The organism is Roseofilum reptotaenium CS-1145, from assembly GCF_028330985.1.
Classification (GTDB): Bacteria; Cyanobacteriota; Cyanobacteriia; order Cyanobacteriales; family Desertifilaceae; genus Roseofilum; species Roseofilum reptotaenium.
Map to the genome: position 1 here is coordinate 95,895 of NZ_JAQMUE010000082.1, position 17,046 is coordinate 112,940.

Here is a 17,046-nt window from a genome sequence, read left to right on the forward strand (position 1 = left end):
AAAAGAAACTTGGGTGATACCCTGAGAAGACAAAATTGATCAGCACTCATCCAGAAATCATCTTTTATGTATAATAAGTCTTCTAATTCGGATTGGCTTGAAGCGATCGTTACTGGTAGTATCGGTGCAGGTATTGTAACTTCTTTTGCCGTCAGTCAAGGACAACACCCCCTAGTCGGTTTAGCCATTACCTTATTTGCGGGTATCTGCGCTTGGTTAATCGATCGGCAAATGCACTAATTGATACTGATTCAATCCATGTTTACCCTTGTGTTACCATTCGGTAAATTCATCTTTTCGGGTTCTCGCTTAATCCAAAGCTTGCTAACAATAACCCTGATTCTGGGGTCGTTGACCCTCTCAGTCAGAGCTATAGAAATAGGAGATGATGGGCCGCAAGTGCGGGAATTGCAGCAACAACTCCAAGATTTAGGGTATTTTGATTTACAACCTACAGGACGATTTCGGGAACTGACCCAAGAGGCAGTCATCCGATTTCAACGCGATCGGGGATTAATTCCCGATGGTATTGTGGGCGCAGAAACTTGGAGTCGATTGCGATCGGGAGGAAACCAAAGATCGACATTAGACAATTCTCCTGTACTCCAGCGCGGAGACCAAGGCCCGGAAGTCACGGCTCTACAGGAAAACCTGATGGCCAAAGGCTTTTTTAATGGCCCCATTACGGGATTATATGGTTCCTTAACCGAGGAAGCGGTTCGCTCCTATCAACAAGTCCAAGGCTTAACCCCAGATGGCATTTATGGCCGCCGAACTCAAGCACGACTCGAAAACGGAGCGCCAGTGGGTCAGTCCTTAAGTTCCAGGTCAGATCCCCAAGTTCTAGAATTACAGCGCCGTTTAAAAGCCAGAGGATTGTATGATGGCCCCTTAGATGGAATCTTAGGCCCCCTAACCCAAGAAGCCATATCCAGAGCGCAACAGAAGTATGGCATTAGTCCAGAAGATATTCGCTGAGTTTCTCTAGGTGGTGGCCCTCTGAACCAAAGAAATTGCAAGTGAGCAATCTTGAGTCATTTTGCTCGAAAAGATCGCCTAAAATAGGGGCAGCATCGACACCTGGATTAAGATCTCCTACTCTCTATGGACTCTCTAGCCTATCTCCATCTAGCCCTAGCCTATCAAGACCCGACCAGCACCAAACGGGTTTTACGAAAATCAATCCAGCAATTTTGGCAACAGTTGCTGGCTAAACCAATTTCTAGTCGATTGATCCTACGATTACTCTCTTTAGGCATCGCGCTGGCGATCTTGACTTTAGCGCAAGTAGCTCTAGCTCTACGATTCGGAGATTCTGGCACAGATGTAGCTCAACTTCAGCAAAATCTCCAGCTATTAGGATACTATCGAGGCCCCATCACCAGAGTCTTTGATGGAGCAACTGAGCAAGCAGTACTTGGTTTCCAACGTGATGCTGGTATTGGGGTCGATGGCATAGTGGGTTCGGAAACTCAATCTGCGATCAATCGGATCTTGTTCAACCAATTGCCACAAGCAGGATTCAATACGTTCCCTCAAATTCTGCCCCCTCCTCCAGCACCTTTTAATACGCCATCTTTTACCCCCGGTATCACTTTTGGCGATCCCTTTCCGAATTCCTTTAATCCGGCTCTGGGTCAACCCAACTTTAATCAACCCTTTGGGACAAACTTTGGATTACAGCAAGTAACACCCAGTTCTCCGATCGGGCAGATTCAGCTACTGCAAAGTAGACTGCAAGATCTAGGATGGTATCGAGGCACAATTGATGGCATCTATGGCCAACTGACAACAGAGGCTGTGGAGCAGTTTCAGCGCTTCAGAGGTTTATTTCCTAGTGGCATAGCTGATAGCAGAACTCTAGCAGAATTAGGTTTAGGATCGGACCCAATAGCCGGAGGAAACAATACTTTTCCCCGTGTAACACTCCAAGGATATGTTGTCGTGATTCCAACCGGTAATAATTTTGTATATCAACAAATCCGCATACGGTATCCCAGCGCTATACAAACTCGAAATCGAAGAGGGAGATTTGTTTATATACAAGCCTATGACAATCGCGATCGTGCGGAGAGTCAGTCGGCTTTATTACGATCGCAAGGTTTTACTAATGCCAGAGTCGTCTATTTCCGTTAAGCTCTAAATATCAAGGATAATGATTCCTGTGGCGATCGCCCTTGAACACTCACTTACCACCTAAACCTGTTACTCCTATTGATCCTCTATGACTGAACCTGTTGCCGATCTCAATACCCAAGCTCCTATGGCGACTCGCATCCGTAATCTGGTGGTGGCGTTAACGGCGATCGCCTTAAGTGTAGCTTTGTTTCTAGGTCTACAAACCCAAAATCCGTCTACGTCTCTGTCTGAGTTGGCCGAAACCTCTACACCGCTAGAAGTTGCCCTAGAGAATGAGAAGCCAACGTTAATGGAATTTTATGCCAATTGGTGTTTAAGTTGCCAAGCCATGGTTCCTGATATGGTAGCGTTGCGAGAGGGCTATGGGGCACAAGTCAATTTTGTGATGTTGAATGTGGATAATACCAAATGGTTGCCAGAAATGGATGCCTATCGCGTCGATGGCATTCCCCATTTTGTATTTTTAGATCGTCGGGGAGAGGCGATCGCCGAAACCATTGGCGAATTACCCAAACCCATTCTCAAAGATAAATTAGACGCTCTCGTGGCGGGTGTCCCCATTCCCGACGCTGGCAATATCGGCAAAGTATCCAGCCTAGAATCGGGTTCACGAAGTGAAGTCCCCATAGTTTCCGATCCCCGCAGTCATGGATCTCAGGTCGTGCAGTAGGCGATCGGATGTCTCCAGGAATTTTATATCAAGTGGATTGTGAATGTTGGATAGAAGAATATTATTCAATACTTTCATCATAACCGTTTCATTGGTTTCCCTCCTCTAAGATAAATTGATAAACCGATCGCGATATAAAAAACCTTGAACGTAATCAATTTGCATTCGTTGCGCAAAAGCCAAATCCTCTTCGGTTTCCACTCCTTCTAAAATAATTTTTTTTTCTGTGCCATGCACATAATTAGTCAAGAACTGAACTAAACAAATTAGATTTTTGTTTTGTTTATTCTGAACAACATATCGATCCAGTTTAATAAAATCAACCAGTTGCATGACTGATGTGGAGATCATCGATTGTGGATTACAAACATCATCAAGAGCCGTCTCAATTGTGGCGTTTGATAATTCATGGATCATGGACAAACTCATCATAGCATGATTGATTTCAGTATTTTCAATTAACTCGACGACAATTCCCTCACTATTTTGATAATTATGAAATAACTCTACAAATGGATTTTTTCCAGAATGGGTTTTGCATTGTTCTCTACTACAGGAAAAATACGAATCTTGATCGAGGTTGACAAAAAGCTTCGTCTTTTTGGGGGCATGAGCTAATTGCAGTATTTTTTGTTGATATTCAACCTCACAGAGTTGGAGTGGTGTGTTGTGTAAAGCCCGATATACTATATCTGGTGGAATGGCTTGATTAGAGGCATCAAAAAAGCGGGCTAAACACTCGAATCCATAGATCTCTTGACTCTTGACTTCAACAATCGGTTGATACTCTACTCCATATCTTTGTTCCGAGATTAACTCATCTATACTCTTAGACCAATTGACCCAAGCATCTATCTTTTTTACTTTCAAACCTGAGCTGTTTAACTGCATTTTTTCTACTTTTCTTCGTTTTTGTCTAGAAGATTTGAATAATGTATGAAAACCAACATTTTTTCTCTGTTGTCAATTCAATGAATGTGTCGTTGCACTAGCATAAGATGATTTAGCCTTCTTACTCCTTTTGTCTTGGGTACTTAAGACTAAGGATTTTGAGCTTAACTGGTGACCAATGGAGATGATCCATGACCAGCGCCTAGAACGATAGCATAGTTACACATATTGAGTTGAGTGGCAGATAGGGATTGAGATCCAACTTTACTTGGGGATGGCGATCTCGATATTGGTAGATTGATCAAGAACGTGGTTCCTTCTCCTATTTTAGACTGGCACAATAGCTGACCACTGTGCTTATCAACAATTATCTTATAGCTAATTGACATCCCTAAACCGGTCCCCTTATCCGCCGATTTTGTAGTGAAGAATGGTTCAAATATTTTCGCTTTTACTTCATCAGACATTCCTAAGCCATTGTCAACAATTTTGATTTGCACTTGGTTTTCTTTTGCCACAGAAGTTTGAATTTTAATTTCACCTTTTTCGAGAGAAATACCCTGCTCTTTCTGCTTTTTACTTCGCTCATCGAGTACATCAATGGCATTGGCGATAATATTAAGAAACACTTGGTTTATTTGCCCACTGTAACCTTCGACTTTGGGAATCTCTCCATATTCTTTGATAATGGCAATTTCAGAGCGATAATCTTTGGCTTTTAATCGATTGTATAAGATCAACAAAGTACTGTCTAAACCTTCATGGATATCTACCGGTTTCATCGTGGATTCATCAACATGAGAAAAAGTCCGCATGGATTGAACAATCTGGGCTATGCGTTCGGTCCCCACCTTCATGGAATTGAGTAAATCAGGAAAGTCTTCCATCATAAATTCGAGATCGGATTCCTCACTATAGTCAACAATGGCTTCGACTGGTTCGGGATAATATTCTTGATATAATTTGAGGAGGGTCAAAAGAGATTCGCAGTAGTCTTTAAGTGGCACTAAGTTACCTCCGAGAAAATGGAGGGGGTTCTTGATTTCATGAATGATACCCGCTAACATTTGACCCAATGCCGACATTCGTTCGCTGTGAACGAGCATGGCTTGAGTGTTTTGTAATTCAGTTAGGGTCTCTTGTAGAGTATTGGCTTTCTCCGTTTGCTTTCTGAGGAGTTGTTCAATTTGGAGCATGTAGCGCTGAGAAGCTCTGAGATAAATGCTCAGAAAGGTAATTAAAGCTGTACTGCCGATAATGATGCTCCAAGTCCGCCAATATTGATCGGGGGCAATGTATTGAGCAGTAGGGATCAGTAACCAAGAAATTTCACGATCGCTCACCTTTAGCGATCGCTGACAGGGTAGCGTCACGGAATTTCGCGATCGCCGCAGTTGACGAAATGCTTGCCCAGAAGCTGAACTCGTCGGCGGGGCAAATTCTGGACATAACCACCCTCGACCAACCAGACTCGGAGGGTTTTCCTCAAGATTGTTGATAAATAATCGCTCATTCACTTTATAGAGCGCTACGGGTTCTAGATCTTGTTTCAGGTTACCTTGCCAAAAATAAATCTCTAGCTCGGTTAGATTCAGCCCCCGTAGGGAGTGTTCTAGTAATGTCTGAATTAATTCACTTGATGTCAGCCTTTCGATCTGCTCTGGACGGATTTTTTGTTGAGTAGAGAATTGTTGTTCTAAGGAATGTTGAAGGCGATCGGCTTGAATCTGTAAGCTATTTCTCAATTCGCGCCGCTCCCATTGCCAAGTTGCAGAAGCAAGAATCATCGCGAAAATTGCACTAAGGATGGTGAGGGCTGTAACGGGTACATTACGATATAGAGCAATGCCGCGACGATTGCGATCTAAAAAATAAGTCATGTTAGATTACTCCATTATCGCCAATGAAGATTGGGAGCATTGGTAGTTGTTGAGAATATTTCTTAACTATAAGGGTATGAAGTCCCAAAAATTGGTGATCTGAATCACATGAAAATTAAAGATTAGATTAAATCTTAGGTTTTTCTTACTCCCCACTGCCAACTCCCTGCTTGTCCTGAGTGGAGTTACAGCGATTCAAACCCAGGAGTTGTCTGGGGGTACATGGCGAAAAGGAATTTTACAGTGTACTCCATAACAGCAGTTTCCATGGTTATCGGTATCTTTCCATCAGAGTGACGGCAGGGGAATTAACGATCCACTAGAATTTAAACTATTCCTACTCTCTGAACCCAATTAAGTTCATGTACGTTTATCGCACAGATCAAGTTAAGCACAAAGCCAAGCAGCATAATCTGGAGAGCCACATTAATCGATTCTGTGATGAACTGTTGCCTCAGAGTGTCGATCAAGCCCAAGCTCATTTTAAGCGCCTGTATCCTTATCTCAAGCGCAAGGTTGACCATAATTATCGATTGATTGCTCGCATGGTACGGGTGCAGGGAGAAAGTGGGGGGGAGGATGTTTTGGTGTTGCTCGATATCCTCAAGCGGGGAGCAAAAGACTATGAACATTTTCTTAGAGACCGGGAAGGGTTTGGCCAGCAGTATCTCGATCTTCAGATTCAGCCTGGGGAATTGGAGAATTGGCTATTGGGTCAACACAATTTAGAGCAGGTTCCCCATCGGGTGCGGCCTTTGGTGCAGGAAAACCCCGATTTATTACCCTGGTTGGAACCTCCAGGATGGAAACGGGAAAACCAGGGTGCATTAATTTATGAGAGTGAAATTTGGTTTGGGGAGTTAAGTAGTGCAGCGATGCGATCGCATGCTTCCCAGTATACCCAATTAGTAGAAGTGATTCAGAGTCCCCAATCGACGGAACAGACGACTGAGTGGCCGGGAGTGTTGCTTTATGGAGCAGGCGATCGCTATATTCTCTTTAGTCGGATTGTCTGTGGGGATCAATCATCGTCGATTCTGTTTCTCTTGTGTCCGTTTTCCCATTATCCCACGCCTGAGGAAATCAGTGCTATTGGCGATCGCACCTATCTCTACAATCAAACTGTCAATTATCTGAACGGCCATTTTAACCTCAATTCCATTACTGCCCTAGCTCGCCGAGCCTATCCCAATTATTTGCTCGCCCATGAGGATTGGCTAATCCTTGAGGGTTCCCCGAAGGTCAATTTAGCCCTGTCTGCGGAAGAAGAGAGCCTCTTAAACTTTGTCTCAACCCCAGGTAATCACGCTCTTCCCTTGTTTTTAAACGGACAAGCAGGAAGTGGTAAATCAACGCTCCTCTTTTATCTGTTTGCCGACTATTGCTATCGCAAATTCTATTATTATAGCGATCGCCTCTTACCTGGCAATCCCCTATTTTTAACCTACAATGAGCGGCTGCTAGAGGTTGCCAAAGACCGAGTCCAAAAACTATTAAAATTTCATCATCGCTTTGTTTCCCAACAAACCAACGACGATCCGATTCCCAATATTCGACATTTTTTTAAACCTTTCCAGCGTTTTTTGCTTAACCTTTTACCCCCAGAATATACCGAAAAATTTGCCTTAGACCGCTATATTTCCTTTCATCAATTCAAGGTCTTATATCAGCACTGTCCCCTCCCCACCGCCCACCATTACTCCCCGGAACGGTGTTGGCATGTCATTCGCACGTTCATTAAGGGATATGGCTTGGAAGAGATCACCTTAGAGGACTACGAGTTTGAAGTTCCACGTAAGGAACGAACCGTTCCCATTCAAGAGTTTAAAGATATTTATACCCTTTGGCAAAATTGGTATCAGAGAAAAGCACAAGAATCCGGATACTGGGACGATCAAGACTTAATTAAACAGGTCTTGCAACTGCCCCTGGATTTAGCCCGCTATACCGCGATTTTCTGTGATGAATCCCAGGATTTTACCCGTATTGAGCTACAATTAATTTTAAGGCTTTCTATTTTTTCTCGCTACGATCTGGGATATCAAACCCTAGAAAACTTTCCGTTTGTGTTTGCAGGCGATCCGTTTCAGACCCTGAATCCAACAGGATTTCGCTGGGATAGTTTTAAGGCCGCATTTTATAGTGAAGTGGTGATTCAACTCGATCCCACCCGTCAATTGGGGTTAGAAATGAATTTCCAAGAATTAGAATGCAACTACCGTTCATACGCTCCAATTGTAAAATTCAATAACCTGATTCAATTCTGGCGCTATCTCTTATTTAATCACCGAGATCTGAAACCTCAAAGAGTTTGGAAGCAAGGACAACTATTACCAGAAAAATTCATCTTAGAAGACAATTTGCCTCGGGAAGTATTTAAGGAATATATCCAAAATACAATTATCATTATTCCCTGCGAAGAAGGCGGAGAAATTGCCTATATCCAAGAGGATGAAGTCTTGTCTGAAGTAATTGAAGGATGGAGTGATGGGGAGCCGCCCAAAAATGTCCTCAGTGCGATCGCCGCCAAAGGACTCGAATTTAAGCGGGTGATTTTGTATAAATTTGGGGAAGCCTGTCATCACCGGTTTTGGACGCTCCTAGAAGCCGATCGCCCCGAATTGAGCATTGAAGTGGAATACTTCTTTAATAAGCTCTATGTGGCAGCTAGTCGCGCCATTGAACGCTTATTTGTCGTCGATACCCCCTTGGGCGATCGCACCCTATGGGATCAGATCAACGATCCTCATCACGTAGAAACCCATTGGGGACGGGTAAAAAATCTCCAGGACTGGCAACAACGGATACAATTTTTGCAAACTGGAACCGATGAAAGTGCGAAGGATTTGCAAGAAGATGACTTACCCTCCGTTGCTCTAATGCTTAGAACCGAAGGCTTAAACGCCCAAGATCCCAAACTGCTACGGCGAGCCAAACAATATTATCGAACCATTGGTAATTTAGAAGACGGCCATCTTTGTGAAGCTTGGGCGCTCAAATTTGAACAACAGTATCAAAGAGCTGGGTCAGAATTTTGGCAACTGGGAGAAGAAGAAGAAGCTTGGGATTGTTTTTGGCAAGGCTCCTGTTGGGCTGACCTATATCAATGGTATCAGGATGTGGCCGATCGCCCGGAACTTAGCGATCGCCATAGCCTCGAACAACCTCTGATTAACTTCATGGTCTCAGAATTTGACCAGGAAGCCATACAAACCTTCACCCAAGCATTACAGGTTTATCACCATAATCAGACCCAAATTTTAGAGCAACATCGTTTTAGTCCCCAATGGGCAACAGCGATCAAAACCTATCAGCAAAACATCGAAGAAATTAACGACGAAAGTACCTTACAACCCGCCATTTGGTACAATATCGGTGAAGTTCTGCAAGCTTTATCAGATGCTGGATATCCAGGTCTACTTACTTCAGCCGGACTTTGCTTCTATCGCGGAAAAGCCTATCAAGAAGCCGTAGATTGTTTCACCTCTGCTCAAGCAACTGAACAACGGGAATATTATCTTGCCAAATCCCAATTAGTCGGACTTCCCGAAGGCTTAGAATATCTGAAACTGGCTTCAAGTGCTAGAGGATCGATCCCAGCCAAGAGTCATTCCGATCTCGAACATCTCATTTATCAATCTTGGAATGAAGCGGGATCGCCCAAAGATCCTGCCTGGTTACGCTATGTTGCTCCTATTTTAGAAAACCAGAACTCTTACTATCATGCCTTTATGGCCTATCTGTATTTAGACGATACCGAAGCTCTAAAGCGCTGTTTTGAGCAGATTTCTGAACCCAGAGAACAGCGCCAAGTTTTACCCCTATGGCTGCAATATTTAATCCGTCGGGAATCTTGGCCAGAATTACCGGAAATTTTTGAGCAATGCACCCGCGAACGGTTAACCGATATTGTCGAAAAAACTCAAGTTTTGGCGGTAGTGATTTATGAATTAGCCCATTCTAATTTGCATCCCAATCGCCTCTCAATTCCCGATCGCCAACGCTACGAATATTTAATTAAAGACCAGTTTCTGGGTCAATCCAACTGGCAAAATTATCTCTTGATGGAACAAGTGGGCATTGCCCTAGAAAAAATCGGCGGTTTGGGAGTTACCCTAGAATTTTATCAAACCTTCTGCGAGGGCAATTATCCCGCCAACACCCAACAGCTTGCCCGCACGCGCTGGTTAGCCACCAAGAAAAAACAGGAAGACTATTACACCACCAAGGGCAAAACCAACCGCCTGATCCGCATTCGCTCGGAACTAGCGCAAAAATCCCGCAGTTGGAAAATCCCCCTAGATACGGTATCAGCAACTCCTCCCTCTGCTCCCCAACACCGTCCTTCCCCTCCCCAACCCCAGCAGAAAAATCCCCCTCCTGTTCCAGAGTCTACTAAGACAGCCCCTGCACATCAATCGGTTGAACGCTCTTTAGATCTGCCGACGACTAACGAGCAGACTATTCACCCGGTCGAAATTTTAGGCTTACCCAAAGAGGTGGAGGTGAAGCACATTAGCCATGGAGTGCTGTGGTTCACCCTTAAAAACCTCGTGATTAAGGTTACTCCAATGGTCAAACAAGTGTTAATTGCCGATATCCTCAGTGGCGATCGCCTGCGGGTCGATTTAATCAACTCTAGCCTATTGTTCAAAACCATGTCTATGAAAGGTTCTGGCAATGAACCGCTCATCTTTAGTTGCTTTAATGCCAGCTACGAAGGACGCTTAGAACCCGGCGATCCACCCCAATTATTCCTCAATATTGCCGAACATCAACTGTGCTTCAAATTCTGATTCACTACTCCCTTGATCCAGCCTGAGTCATCCTTTGTGCTTTTATAATTTGTCCTCACAGATTGAGTTAGAATTAAACTAACTCAGTAATTTTTTTAGTAAAATGAGTCCAGAAGATGAAAACTTTATCTGTACGACTTCCAGAAACCGTGTACTGTTCAAGAGCAAACCAGCAGAGCTGCTGAATCAGTTATTTACCGATAGTTGCGTTCCTATGGCAGTAGTCACGGAAATTATGAGTGCCGAAACTTCAGATTTAGCCAAGCAAAATTTACCAGAAAAAAATTGGCTCAGACCCGTCGATCAAAGTATTGCTCCTATTATCCAAAGCTGGAATTTAGGTGCGGGAGAATCAACTGTTCTTAGTTTTGCCTTAGAACATCCAGATTACCGTACTGTCATTGACGATCGTGCGGCTCGTCGTTGCGCTCTTTCTCTGGGAATTTGAACCCTAGGAACAGGATAAATTTTAGTGTTCGCCAAACGACGAGGCTTAATTGATTCAGCCACTCAAGCCATTGAATAGGTACGAAAAGTTGGCTTATGGTTATCTAATGATGTATAGCGCTTCGCGCTAGGCAATAGGCTCTCTAGCAATAGCTTGTATGGCTTAGGTTCTAAGGCTTCAAGCTGTACCTCATAGAAGAGAGAAACGATGTAGTCAATTTATTGAAAGATAAAGCAGGCAAATAATAGTTAAGTCATTCAAAAATAAGGAAACTATCAGCACCATCGTGTGTCATCCATTAAAGAAGGATTGCCAACTCTGGGTAAAGAACCATGATTCAACCAAAAACTTTATTCCTGTCCACCCTAGCAGCGGGATTGATATTCACCCCACCCGCACTGAGTCTACCCGAAGCATCCGTACTGGCTCAGTTTAGTAGCGAAGAACAAACGCGGATTCAAGTCTATAGCCAAGCCAGTCCTGCGGTAGTGACGATTAAAGCTGGACGAGGTTCAGGTTCTGGGAGTATTGTCCGCTCCGATGGTTTAGTGTTGACCAATGAGCATGTGGTTTCTGACGCGAGACGGGGAAGAGTGGAGGTGAGAACAGCCCAAGGACAACGATATCAGGGTTATGTCATTGCAGTCGATCGCCGCAACGATCTAGCCTTAGTTTATCTGCAAACCAACGATACCCTACCCACGATCCCGATCGCCAATCGCCAAGGCGTACAAGTCGGTCAACAAGTTTATGCTATTGGTAGTCCTTTTGGCCTTTCCGGAACCATTACCACGGGTATCCTCAGTCGCATCGACCCAGAAAACAGAGACCTACAAACCGATGCAGCGCTTAATCCTGGTAATTCAGGCGGCCCCTTACTCAACTCCCGTGGAGAACTCATAGGAGTCAATAAAGCCATTTTAAGTCGAGATGGAACCAATAGCGGTATCGGCTTTGCCACCAATGCCTCAATTGCCCGCGAGTTTATTGTCGCCAATGGCAATCAACGCGATCCTGGCTTTCCAGATGATAGTGTGGCTCGACGCAATCCCAATTATCCTCCAGATCATGGCAATAGTCGCGATCGCTTTTCTGACCGTCCTCGTTTAGGCGTTACCGTCGATCAAGACTTAATTGTACTAGAGGTAGAACGGGGTTCTTTAGCCGCAGATATTGGATTTCGACCCGGCGATCGCCTCTTGGCCATTAATCACCGTCGTTTACGCGGAGTCAATGACCTGATCGGCTTCCTGGAAACCCGTCCCCGCTCGATGTTGCTCACCGTGCGACGTAATCGGAGAATTGCCGAAGTCTTGGTTGAGTTTTAGAGCGCTAGGCAATAGGCAATAGTCTGTCCCCATCCCCCCATTCCCAAAAGCGCTATAAAAGATAAGGGGAAACGATTCAGGAGTAAGAGCGTGATACAGGCGATCGCCGATTGGTTAGAGAGAAAATGGGTAAACCCAGCCTATGCTGGATGGTTGCTGGGTGCTCTGATGGTCTTTTTCTTTGGGGCAGCGACCAATACCATGGTGGGATGGTTATATGTGATGAGTGGTATTATCGCCGCTCTGCTGTTTATAGCTGCTATTTTACCCGTGCGATCGCTACGCGGCCTAAAGATCCATCGCCGTCGCATTCGCCCCATCAGCGCTGGCGATCATCTCACCCTTGAACTCGATATCGAAAATTGCACCAACCAACCCAAAACCCTGCTCCAAGTTCAAGACCTACTGCCCTTTGTCCTCAGTCCTCCCCAAACCACAGCGATCGCCCATATCCCCGCTCACAGCGCCTACAAGTGGATTTACGATCAACCGACCCAAAAAAGAGGAATTTATCGTTGGAGTACCCTACAGCTTAGAACAGCCGCCCCTTTGGGGTTATTTTGGTGTCGCCGTCGCCGAGAAGCCCCTGCTACGGCGATCGTTTATCCCCAAGTGTTGCCCCTGCGGACTTGTCCCCTGATTGATGACCTAGGACAGGACCAAAGCCCCAAATTTAAACGCGACCATCAGGGAGTACAAAATGCCACAGAAGGTCTGACTCGATCCTTACGCCCTTATCGCACTGGAGATCCCTTAAGGCTAATTCACTGGCGTACCAGTGCCCGCTATGGAGACTTAAGGGTAAGAGAATTGGAAATTATGGCTGGTGGTGACGATGTGGTGATTGCTCTCGATACGGAGTTTGCTTGGCATCCAGAAACCTTTGAACAAGCGGTTATTGCTGCGGCTTCTCTCTATTTCCACGCTTCCCGGCGGCAAATGAATGTTAAACTCTGGACCGCGTATACGGGACTTATTCAAGGTTATCAAGTCGTCTTAGAGAGCCTTGCGGGAACTACCTTTGGCGAACAGGCGCGTAATTTACCCAATTTACCCTTAATTGTACTCACTCAAAATAGCGATCGCCTCAAGCAACTCCCTATCGGCAGTCGTTGGGTCTTTTGGCCCCCAGGAGATTGGTCTGGTAGCCTTAAAGAAGATTTTAAGGGTTTACAAATTGTGGATGATCGCCCCCTAGAGTCCCAATTGCAACAGCCTCTTTGAGAGGATGGGGGAATGGAGAACACGGGGATGCGGAGACGCGGGGAGAGCGCTCCCTTCGACTCCGCTCAGGGAGCGCAGATGGGGGAAGATGGATAATTATTAATTATTAATTAGAAATCATGCTTTCTAAACGCTTTGAAGATGCCCTCATCTTGGCACACCAACTACACCAAACCCAAATCCGTAAAGCTTCAGGAGTTCCGTATATTGCCCATCTTCTGGGAGTTGCCAGCATTGCACTGGAATATGGTGCAACTGAAGATGAGGCAATCGCTGCCCTATTGCATGATGCCATAGAAGACCAAGGAGGAGAAGCCACCCGCGATCGCATTCGAGAACAATTTGGAGATAGTGTAACGGCCATAGTCGAAGGATGCACCGACGCTTACACCACCCCCAAACCTCCTTGGAGGGAACGCAAGGAAGCGTATCTTGCCCACCTTCCCCAAGCTTCTGCTTCCGTTCGCCTCGTCTGTGCTGCCGATAAACTCTATAATGCTCGCTCCATTGTCAAAGACTATCGCCAAGTGGGAGAGAGCATCTGGGACAGATTCAAAGGAGGAAAAACCGGAACCCTATGGTACTATCAATCCCTAGTCGAAGCCTTCCAACAAGCAGAAAATACGCCCATAGTCCAAGAACTGACGCGAGTTGTGAATGAAATGACGCTGTTAGGTAATAGGGAATAAGTAATAGTACCAGTAGTGGATTGTTTCACCTAAAATAGGGCTTTGTTTGGTGTAAGCACGAAGAGTGCTTAAAAGCCTAGCTGGAGAGGGCTAAAGCCCTCACTACCAACAAAATCTAATGCATCAAATTAGATGAAACAATCCAGATTGGTGCGTTAGCGAAGCGTAACGCACCAATCTGCTATATATGGAGTCGTTGCGTCAGTCCTAGAGTAATTGGACATTTCCCATTCCCCTTAAAACGGAGGATCTTCATCATCGTCCATTGATTCTAAATAGGACGATTCGTCCTTAATACTTTCTGGTTTAGGTAAGTCTATTTTTGCTTTTAAGTTCATTATTTCTCCATCAAAAAAATCGGCAAACCCTTCGGCTGCTTGTCTGACTTTCTGTTTTTCCCGTTGTTTTTCCTGGTCTAAACTTGGTTGTGGTGGAGGAGTTGGCGATCGCCTCGCAACTGATTCTTGCACAATCTCTGGTTTTTGAGCTGGAGGTAGTGGATTAAGAGGTATTTTTTTTTCTGTATCATCCAGAAGCTGAAATTTCAAACTAAAGGGATGATGGAAGGTTTTCTTAAAGGCTTCTTGTAGTTGGGGTTGAACACCTTTGACTAAATTTTGCGCTCCTTTCCTATTAATGCCAATCTGGGCGGTTTTATCATTTAAGCTTAATAAGCTGCAATGCTTGGAAATTAAAACTTTGGTTCCTGGTAATTCTAAGTTATCAATGACGGTTTGCCAAAGCTGTTCTAAGTTGTCAGTCTTCACCGGAGTTACCGGTTCAGTTGGTTGTGTGTCTTGTGCAGGAGAGGGTTGGGGATTTGGTTGTGGTCGAGCAACAGGTTTTGTCCCTGGAGAAATGGCGGGTTTTGGCGCAGGCAAAATACTGGCAGCAGGAGTATTTACGACAGGTGCAGGACTGGCTTGAACGGGGGGTTGGTTGGCTGAGAGTAGGCCTAATAAACTAACTTCTAACCAGAGTCGCGGTTGAGTCGTATTTTTCAGTTGAGTTTCGCTCTCTTGAAGATGGGTTTGAGCCGCTAAAATTTGGGGTAAACTGAAGTGTTGAGATAATTCGATTAAGTGCTTCCAAGTAGAAGCAGTGAGAGCCACTAAATCTTGTCTTTGCGGTGCGGTTTTAGCAATCAGTAAATCGCGATAAAAGCTAGTTAAGTTATGAAGTAAGGTTAAGGGTTCTCGTCCCCGATCTAAGATATTTTTAGTTAAGTCGAGAATATCAGCCGGATTGGGTTTGCTAATTGCCTCTAATAACTGTAATAAATCACGCTCTGGTACTGACCCCACTAAGTCCCAAACCTGTTCTGCACCCACTTCGGTTACGTCATCTGCACCGACTAATAAACTGAGTTGATCGAGTAAGCTTTCGGCATCCCGGAGTCCCCCTTGGGAAATTTGTGCCACTAAAATTATTGCTTCCTCGGTAATAGCGATCGCCTCTTTGTTCGCGATATCTTTTAAGTGATGCACCATCGACTCCAGGGGAATGCGTCGAAAATCGAACCGTTGACACCGGGAAATAATCGTTGGTAATACTCGTTGCGGATCGGTGGTTGCCAGGACAAAAACAACGCGATCGGGCGGCTCTTCCAAGGTTTTCAGCAATGAATTAAATGCCGCTGTACTCAGCATATGACACTCATCAATTACATAAACTTTATACCGACATTGAACCGGTGCAAATTGCGATCGCTCAATAATTTCCCGAATATTATCAACCCCCGTATGACTCGCAGCATCGAGTTCCATCACATCCCAAGAAGAGCCTTTTGTAATAGAGACACAAATCTCGCACTCACCGCAGGGAGTAGCCGTGGGCCCCTGGGTCTGAATACAATTGAGAGACTTGGCTAAAATCCGCGCACTAGAAGTTTTCCCCGTTCCCCTCGGCCCCGTAAACAGATATGCGGGGGCGATCTTATTCCGGTTTAACGCATTCGAGAGCGTTTGCGCGATCGCCTCCTGTCCCACCAACTGGGCAAAGGTTTGGGGTCGATATTTATGATGGAGCGGTTCGTAATTCACGGCAGAAAAAATGGCAGATTAATTGCCCAATACATCTTCAGGAGTAACAATGGTCATTTGAGGCACACGAATAAAATCATTAGGGTTAAACGTTAACAAATAGGAAATCTGATAAACATCCATAAACGCCATTAATCTCAGATCGTGCGTTCGTTTACCCTTAACTTTGTACTGGGTTACCCATTGAAACCACTGCTGAAAAATACGCTCATTTTCTTCAAGCATCCTAAATTGATCCATAAACTGTACGAGGACTTCAGCCGTCAATTCAGGAGTCCATCCTAAACCATTGACCTCTACTGGACGAGTGGCCACAACCCAAAACTCAATTAAAACTTGAGCTGTAATCACACATTGATCGCCTTGATTAAAAAGTTTAGCGATCACCCCTGATGCCAAACTATGCTGTACGGAAGTGCGATCGGCAACTCGAAGTAAAATATTTGTATCCAGTAAGTACCAAGTCATAGGAATATTGCCGGGTTAATCATACATGCTATCTCGATGCAAAGCTTCATCAGGTAACAGGGAACTCTTTTCAGGTAAACCTTGCACAAAAGTTAACCATTTTTCTGTTCTTTCTTCTGGAGTTAATGAAGTATTAAAGTGATTCAGGCCTTCCATCATCAAATCATAATTAATCTCTTCCACAGAACGCTTGGGGTGACGATTCTGTAATTCTTCGATGAACGCCACAAATGAAGACCGCTTGCTTGGAGCAGGATGGGAGAAAACCACAAACACATCCACCTCTTGACCTTCATAACCAGAGGGGACTTGAATTTCCACTTTATCGCCCGGCAAAACTTTGGTCGAGACCCGAAGCGCAGACTGCATCATAGGAGGATTCATGGTTGGGTACTAGATATGGGGTCAGCACTACTCTATCGCAATCGTCCCGCGATCGGCCGGTAGCCCTGAGTTTTGCCATCCTCTTCA

The 17,046-nt window shown here is 44.8% G+C and carries 14 protein-coding genes; 9 read left to right on the forward strand and 5 right to left on the reverse strand.

What is annotated here, in order from left to right:
• The first annotated feature begins 66 nt into the window (after nucleotides 1-66).
• The 4 genes from PN466_RS17605 (at nucleotide 67) to PN466_RS17620 (ending at nucleotide 2,809) form a co-directional block, all read left to right on the forward strand.
• Nucleotides 67-240, forward strand: coding sequence for a hypothetical protein (locus PN466_RS17605; RefSeq protein ID WP_271941687.1), 174 nt, complete (start codon nucleotides 67-69; stop codon nucleotides 238-240).
• Nucleotides 241-258: 18 nt separating this feature from the next.
• Complete coding sequence (locus PN466_RS17610) at nucleotides 259-978, forward strand: peptidoglycan-binding domain-containing protein (protein WP_271941690.1); 720 nt, start codon at nucleotides 259-261, stop codon at nucleotides 976-978.
• Nucleotides 979-1,104: 126 nt separating this feature from the next.
• Nucleotides 1,105-2,136, forward strand: coding sequence for a peptidoglycan-binding domain-containing protein (locus PN466_RS17615; protein ID WP_271941693.1), 1,032 nt, complete (start codon nucleotides 1,105-1,107; stop codon nucleotides 2,134-2,136).
• An 88-nt stretch (nucleotides 2,137-2,224) separates the two neighbouring features.
• Nucleotides 2,225-2,809, forward strand: a complete 585-nt coding sequence (locus PN466_RS17620; RefSeq protein WP_271941696.1) for a thioredoxin family protein — start codon at nucleotides 2,225-2,227, stop codon at nucleotides 2,807-2,809.
• Between the two features lie 105 nt (nucleotides 2,810-2,914).
• On the opposite strand, the gene PN466_RS17625 is transcribed toward PN466_RS17620, so the two are convergent.
• Nucleotides 2,915-3,700: an EAL domain-containing protein gene (locus PN466_RS17625; RefSeq protein ID WP_271941699.1), complete on the reverse strand. Its 786-nt coding sequence runs from the start codon at nucleotides 3,698-3,700 to the stop codon at nucleotides 2,915-2,917.
• 164 nt (nucleotides 3,701-3,864) lie between these two features.
• On the reverse strand, nucleotides 3,865-5,580 hold the full coding sequence (locus PN466_RS17630) for a sensor histidine kinase (protein ID WP_271941701.1): 1,716 nt from the start codon (nucleotides 5,578-5,580) through the stop codon (nucleotides 3,865-3,867).
• A 362-nt stretch (nucleotides 5,581-5,942) separates the two neighbouring features.
• Here PN466_RS17630 and PN466_RS17635 point away from each other — a divergent pair, with 362 nt between their 5' ends.
• The 5 genes from PN466_RS17635 to PN466_RS17655 all read left to right on the forward strand — a co-directional run bounded on the left by PN466_RS17635 (nucleotide 5,943) and on the right by PN466_RS17655 (nucleotide 14,065).
• Nucleotides 5,943-10,376, forward strand: coding sequence for a hypothetical protein (locus PN466_RS17635; protein WP_271941704.1), 4,434 nt, complete (start codon nucleotides 5,943-5,945; stop codon nucleotides 10,374-10,376).
• Nucleotides 10,377-10,479: 103 nt separating this feature from the next.
• Nucleotides 10,480-10,824, forward strand: coding sequence for a hypothetical protein (locus tag PN466_RS17640; RefSeq protein ID WP_271941707.1), 345 nt, complete (start codon nucleotides 10,480-10,482; stop codon nucleotides 10,822-10,824).
• 332 nt (nucleotides 10,825-11,156) lie between these two features.
• On the forward strand, nucleotides 11,157-12,152 hold the full coding sequence (locus PN466_RS17645; protein ID WP_271941710.1) for a S1C family serine protease: 996 nt from the start codon (nucleotides 11,157-11,159) through the stop codon (nucleotides 12,150-12,152).
• A 90-nt stretch (nucleotides 12,153-12,242) separates the two neighbouring features.
• A complete protein-coding gene (locus PN466_RS17650) occupies nucleotides 12,243-13,376 on the forward strand; it encodes a DUF58 domain-containing protein (protein WP_271941712.1) in 1,134 nt (377 codons plus the stop codon).
• Between the two features lie 119 nt (nucleotides 13,377-13,495).
• The gene (locus tag PN466_RS17655; protein ID WP_271941714.1) at nucleotides 13,496-14,065 is read left to right on the forward strand and encodes an HD domain-containing protein; all 570 of its coding nucleotides are present in this window, start codon (nucleotides 13,496-13,498) and stop codon (nucleotides 14,063-14,065) included.
• Nucleotides 14,066-14,301: 236 nt separating this feature from the next.
• On the opposite strand, the gene PN466_RS17660 is transcribed toward PN466_RS17655, so the two are convergent.
• Genes PN466_RS17660 through PN466_RS17670 form a run of 3 tightly spaced genes read right to left on the reverse strand, consistent with a single transcriptional unit; the run spans nucleotide 14,302 to nucleotide 16,947 of the window.
• Nucleotides 14,302-16,107, reverse strand: coding sequence for a DNA polymerase III subunit gamma/tau (locus tag PN466_RS17660; RefSeq protein WP_271941716.1), 1,806 nt, complete (start codon nucleotides 16,105-16,107; stop codon nucleotides 14,302-14,304).
• A gap of 18 nt (nucleotides 16,108-16,125) precedes the next feature.
• Nucleotides 16,126-16,575 (reverse strand): type II toxin-antitoxin system VapC family toxin, encoded by a 450-nt coding sequence (locus PN466_RS17665; RefSeq protein ID WP_271941720.1) that lies wholly within the window; start codon nucleotides 16,573-16,575, stop codon nucleotides 16,126-16,128.
• Between the two features lie 15 nt (nucleotides 16,576-16,590).
• A complete protein-coding gene (locus tag PN466_RS17670; protein ID WP_271941722.1) occupies nucleotides 16,591-16,947 on the reverse strand; it encodes a hypothetical protein in 357 nt (118 codons plus the stop codon).
• Between the last annotated feature and the right edge of the window lie 99 nt (nucleotides 16,948-17,046).

Coding starts and splice junctions, on each gene's coding strand:
- PN466_RS17605 (WP_271941687.1), top strand. CDS start 67: ATGTATAATAAGTCTTCTAATTCGGATTGGCTTGAAGCGATCGTTACT.
- PN466_RS17610 (WP_271941690.1), top strand. CDS start 259: ATGTTTACCCTTGTGTTACCATTCGGTAAATTCATCTTTTCGGGTTCT.
- PN466_RS17665 (WP_271941720.1), bottom strand. CDS start 16,575: ATGACTTGGTACTTACTGGATACAAATATTTTACTTCGAGTTGCCGAT.
- PN466_RS17655 (WP_271941714.1), top strand. CDS start 13,496: ATGCTTTCTAAACGCTTTGAAGATGCCCTCATCTTGGCACACCAACTA.
- PN466_RS17615 (WP_271941693.1), top strand. CDS start 1,105: ATGGACTCTCTAGCCTATCTCCATCTAGCCCTAGCCTATCAAGACCCG.
- PN466_RS17645 (WP_271941710.1), top strand. CDS start 11,157: ATGATTCAACCAAAAACTTTATTCCTGTCCACCCTAGCAGCGGGATTG.
- PN466_RS17670 (WP_271941722.1), bottom strand. CDS start 16,947: ATGATGCAGTCTGCGCTTCGGGTCTCGACCAAAGTTTTGCCGGGCGAT.
- PN466_RS17620 (WP_271941696.1), top strand. CDS start 2,225: ATGACTGAACCTGTTGCCGATCTCAATACCCAAGCTCCTATGGCGACT.
- PN466_RS17630 (WP_271941701.1), bottom strand. CDS start 5,580: ATGACTTATTTTTTAGATCGCAATCGTCGCGGCATTGCTCTATATCGT.
- PN466_RS17640 (WP_271941707.1), top strand. CDS start 10,480: ATGAGTCCAGAAGATGAAAACTTTATCTGTACGACTTCCAGAAACCGT.
- PN466_RS17635 (WP_271941704.1), top strand. CDS start 5,943: ATGTACGTTTATCGCACAGATCAAGTTAAGCACAAAGCCAAGCAGCAT.
- PN466_RS17625 (WP_271941699.1), bottom strand. CDS start 3,700: ATGCAGTTAAACAGCTCAGGTTTGAAAGTAAAAAAGATAGATGCTTGG.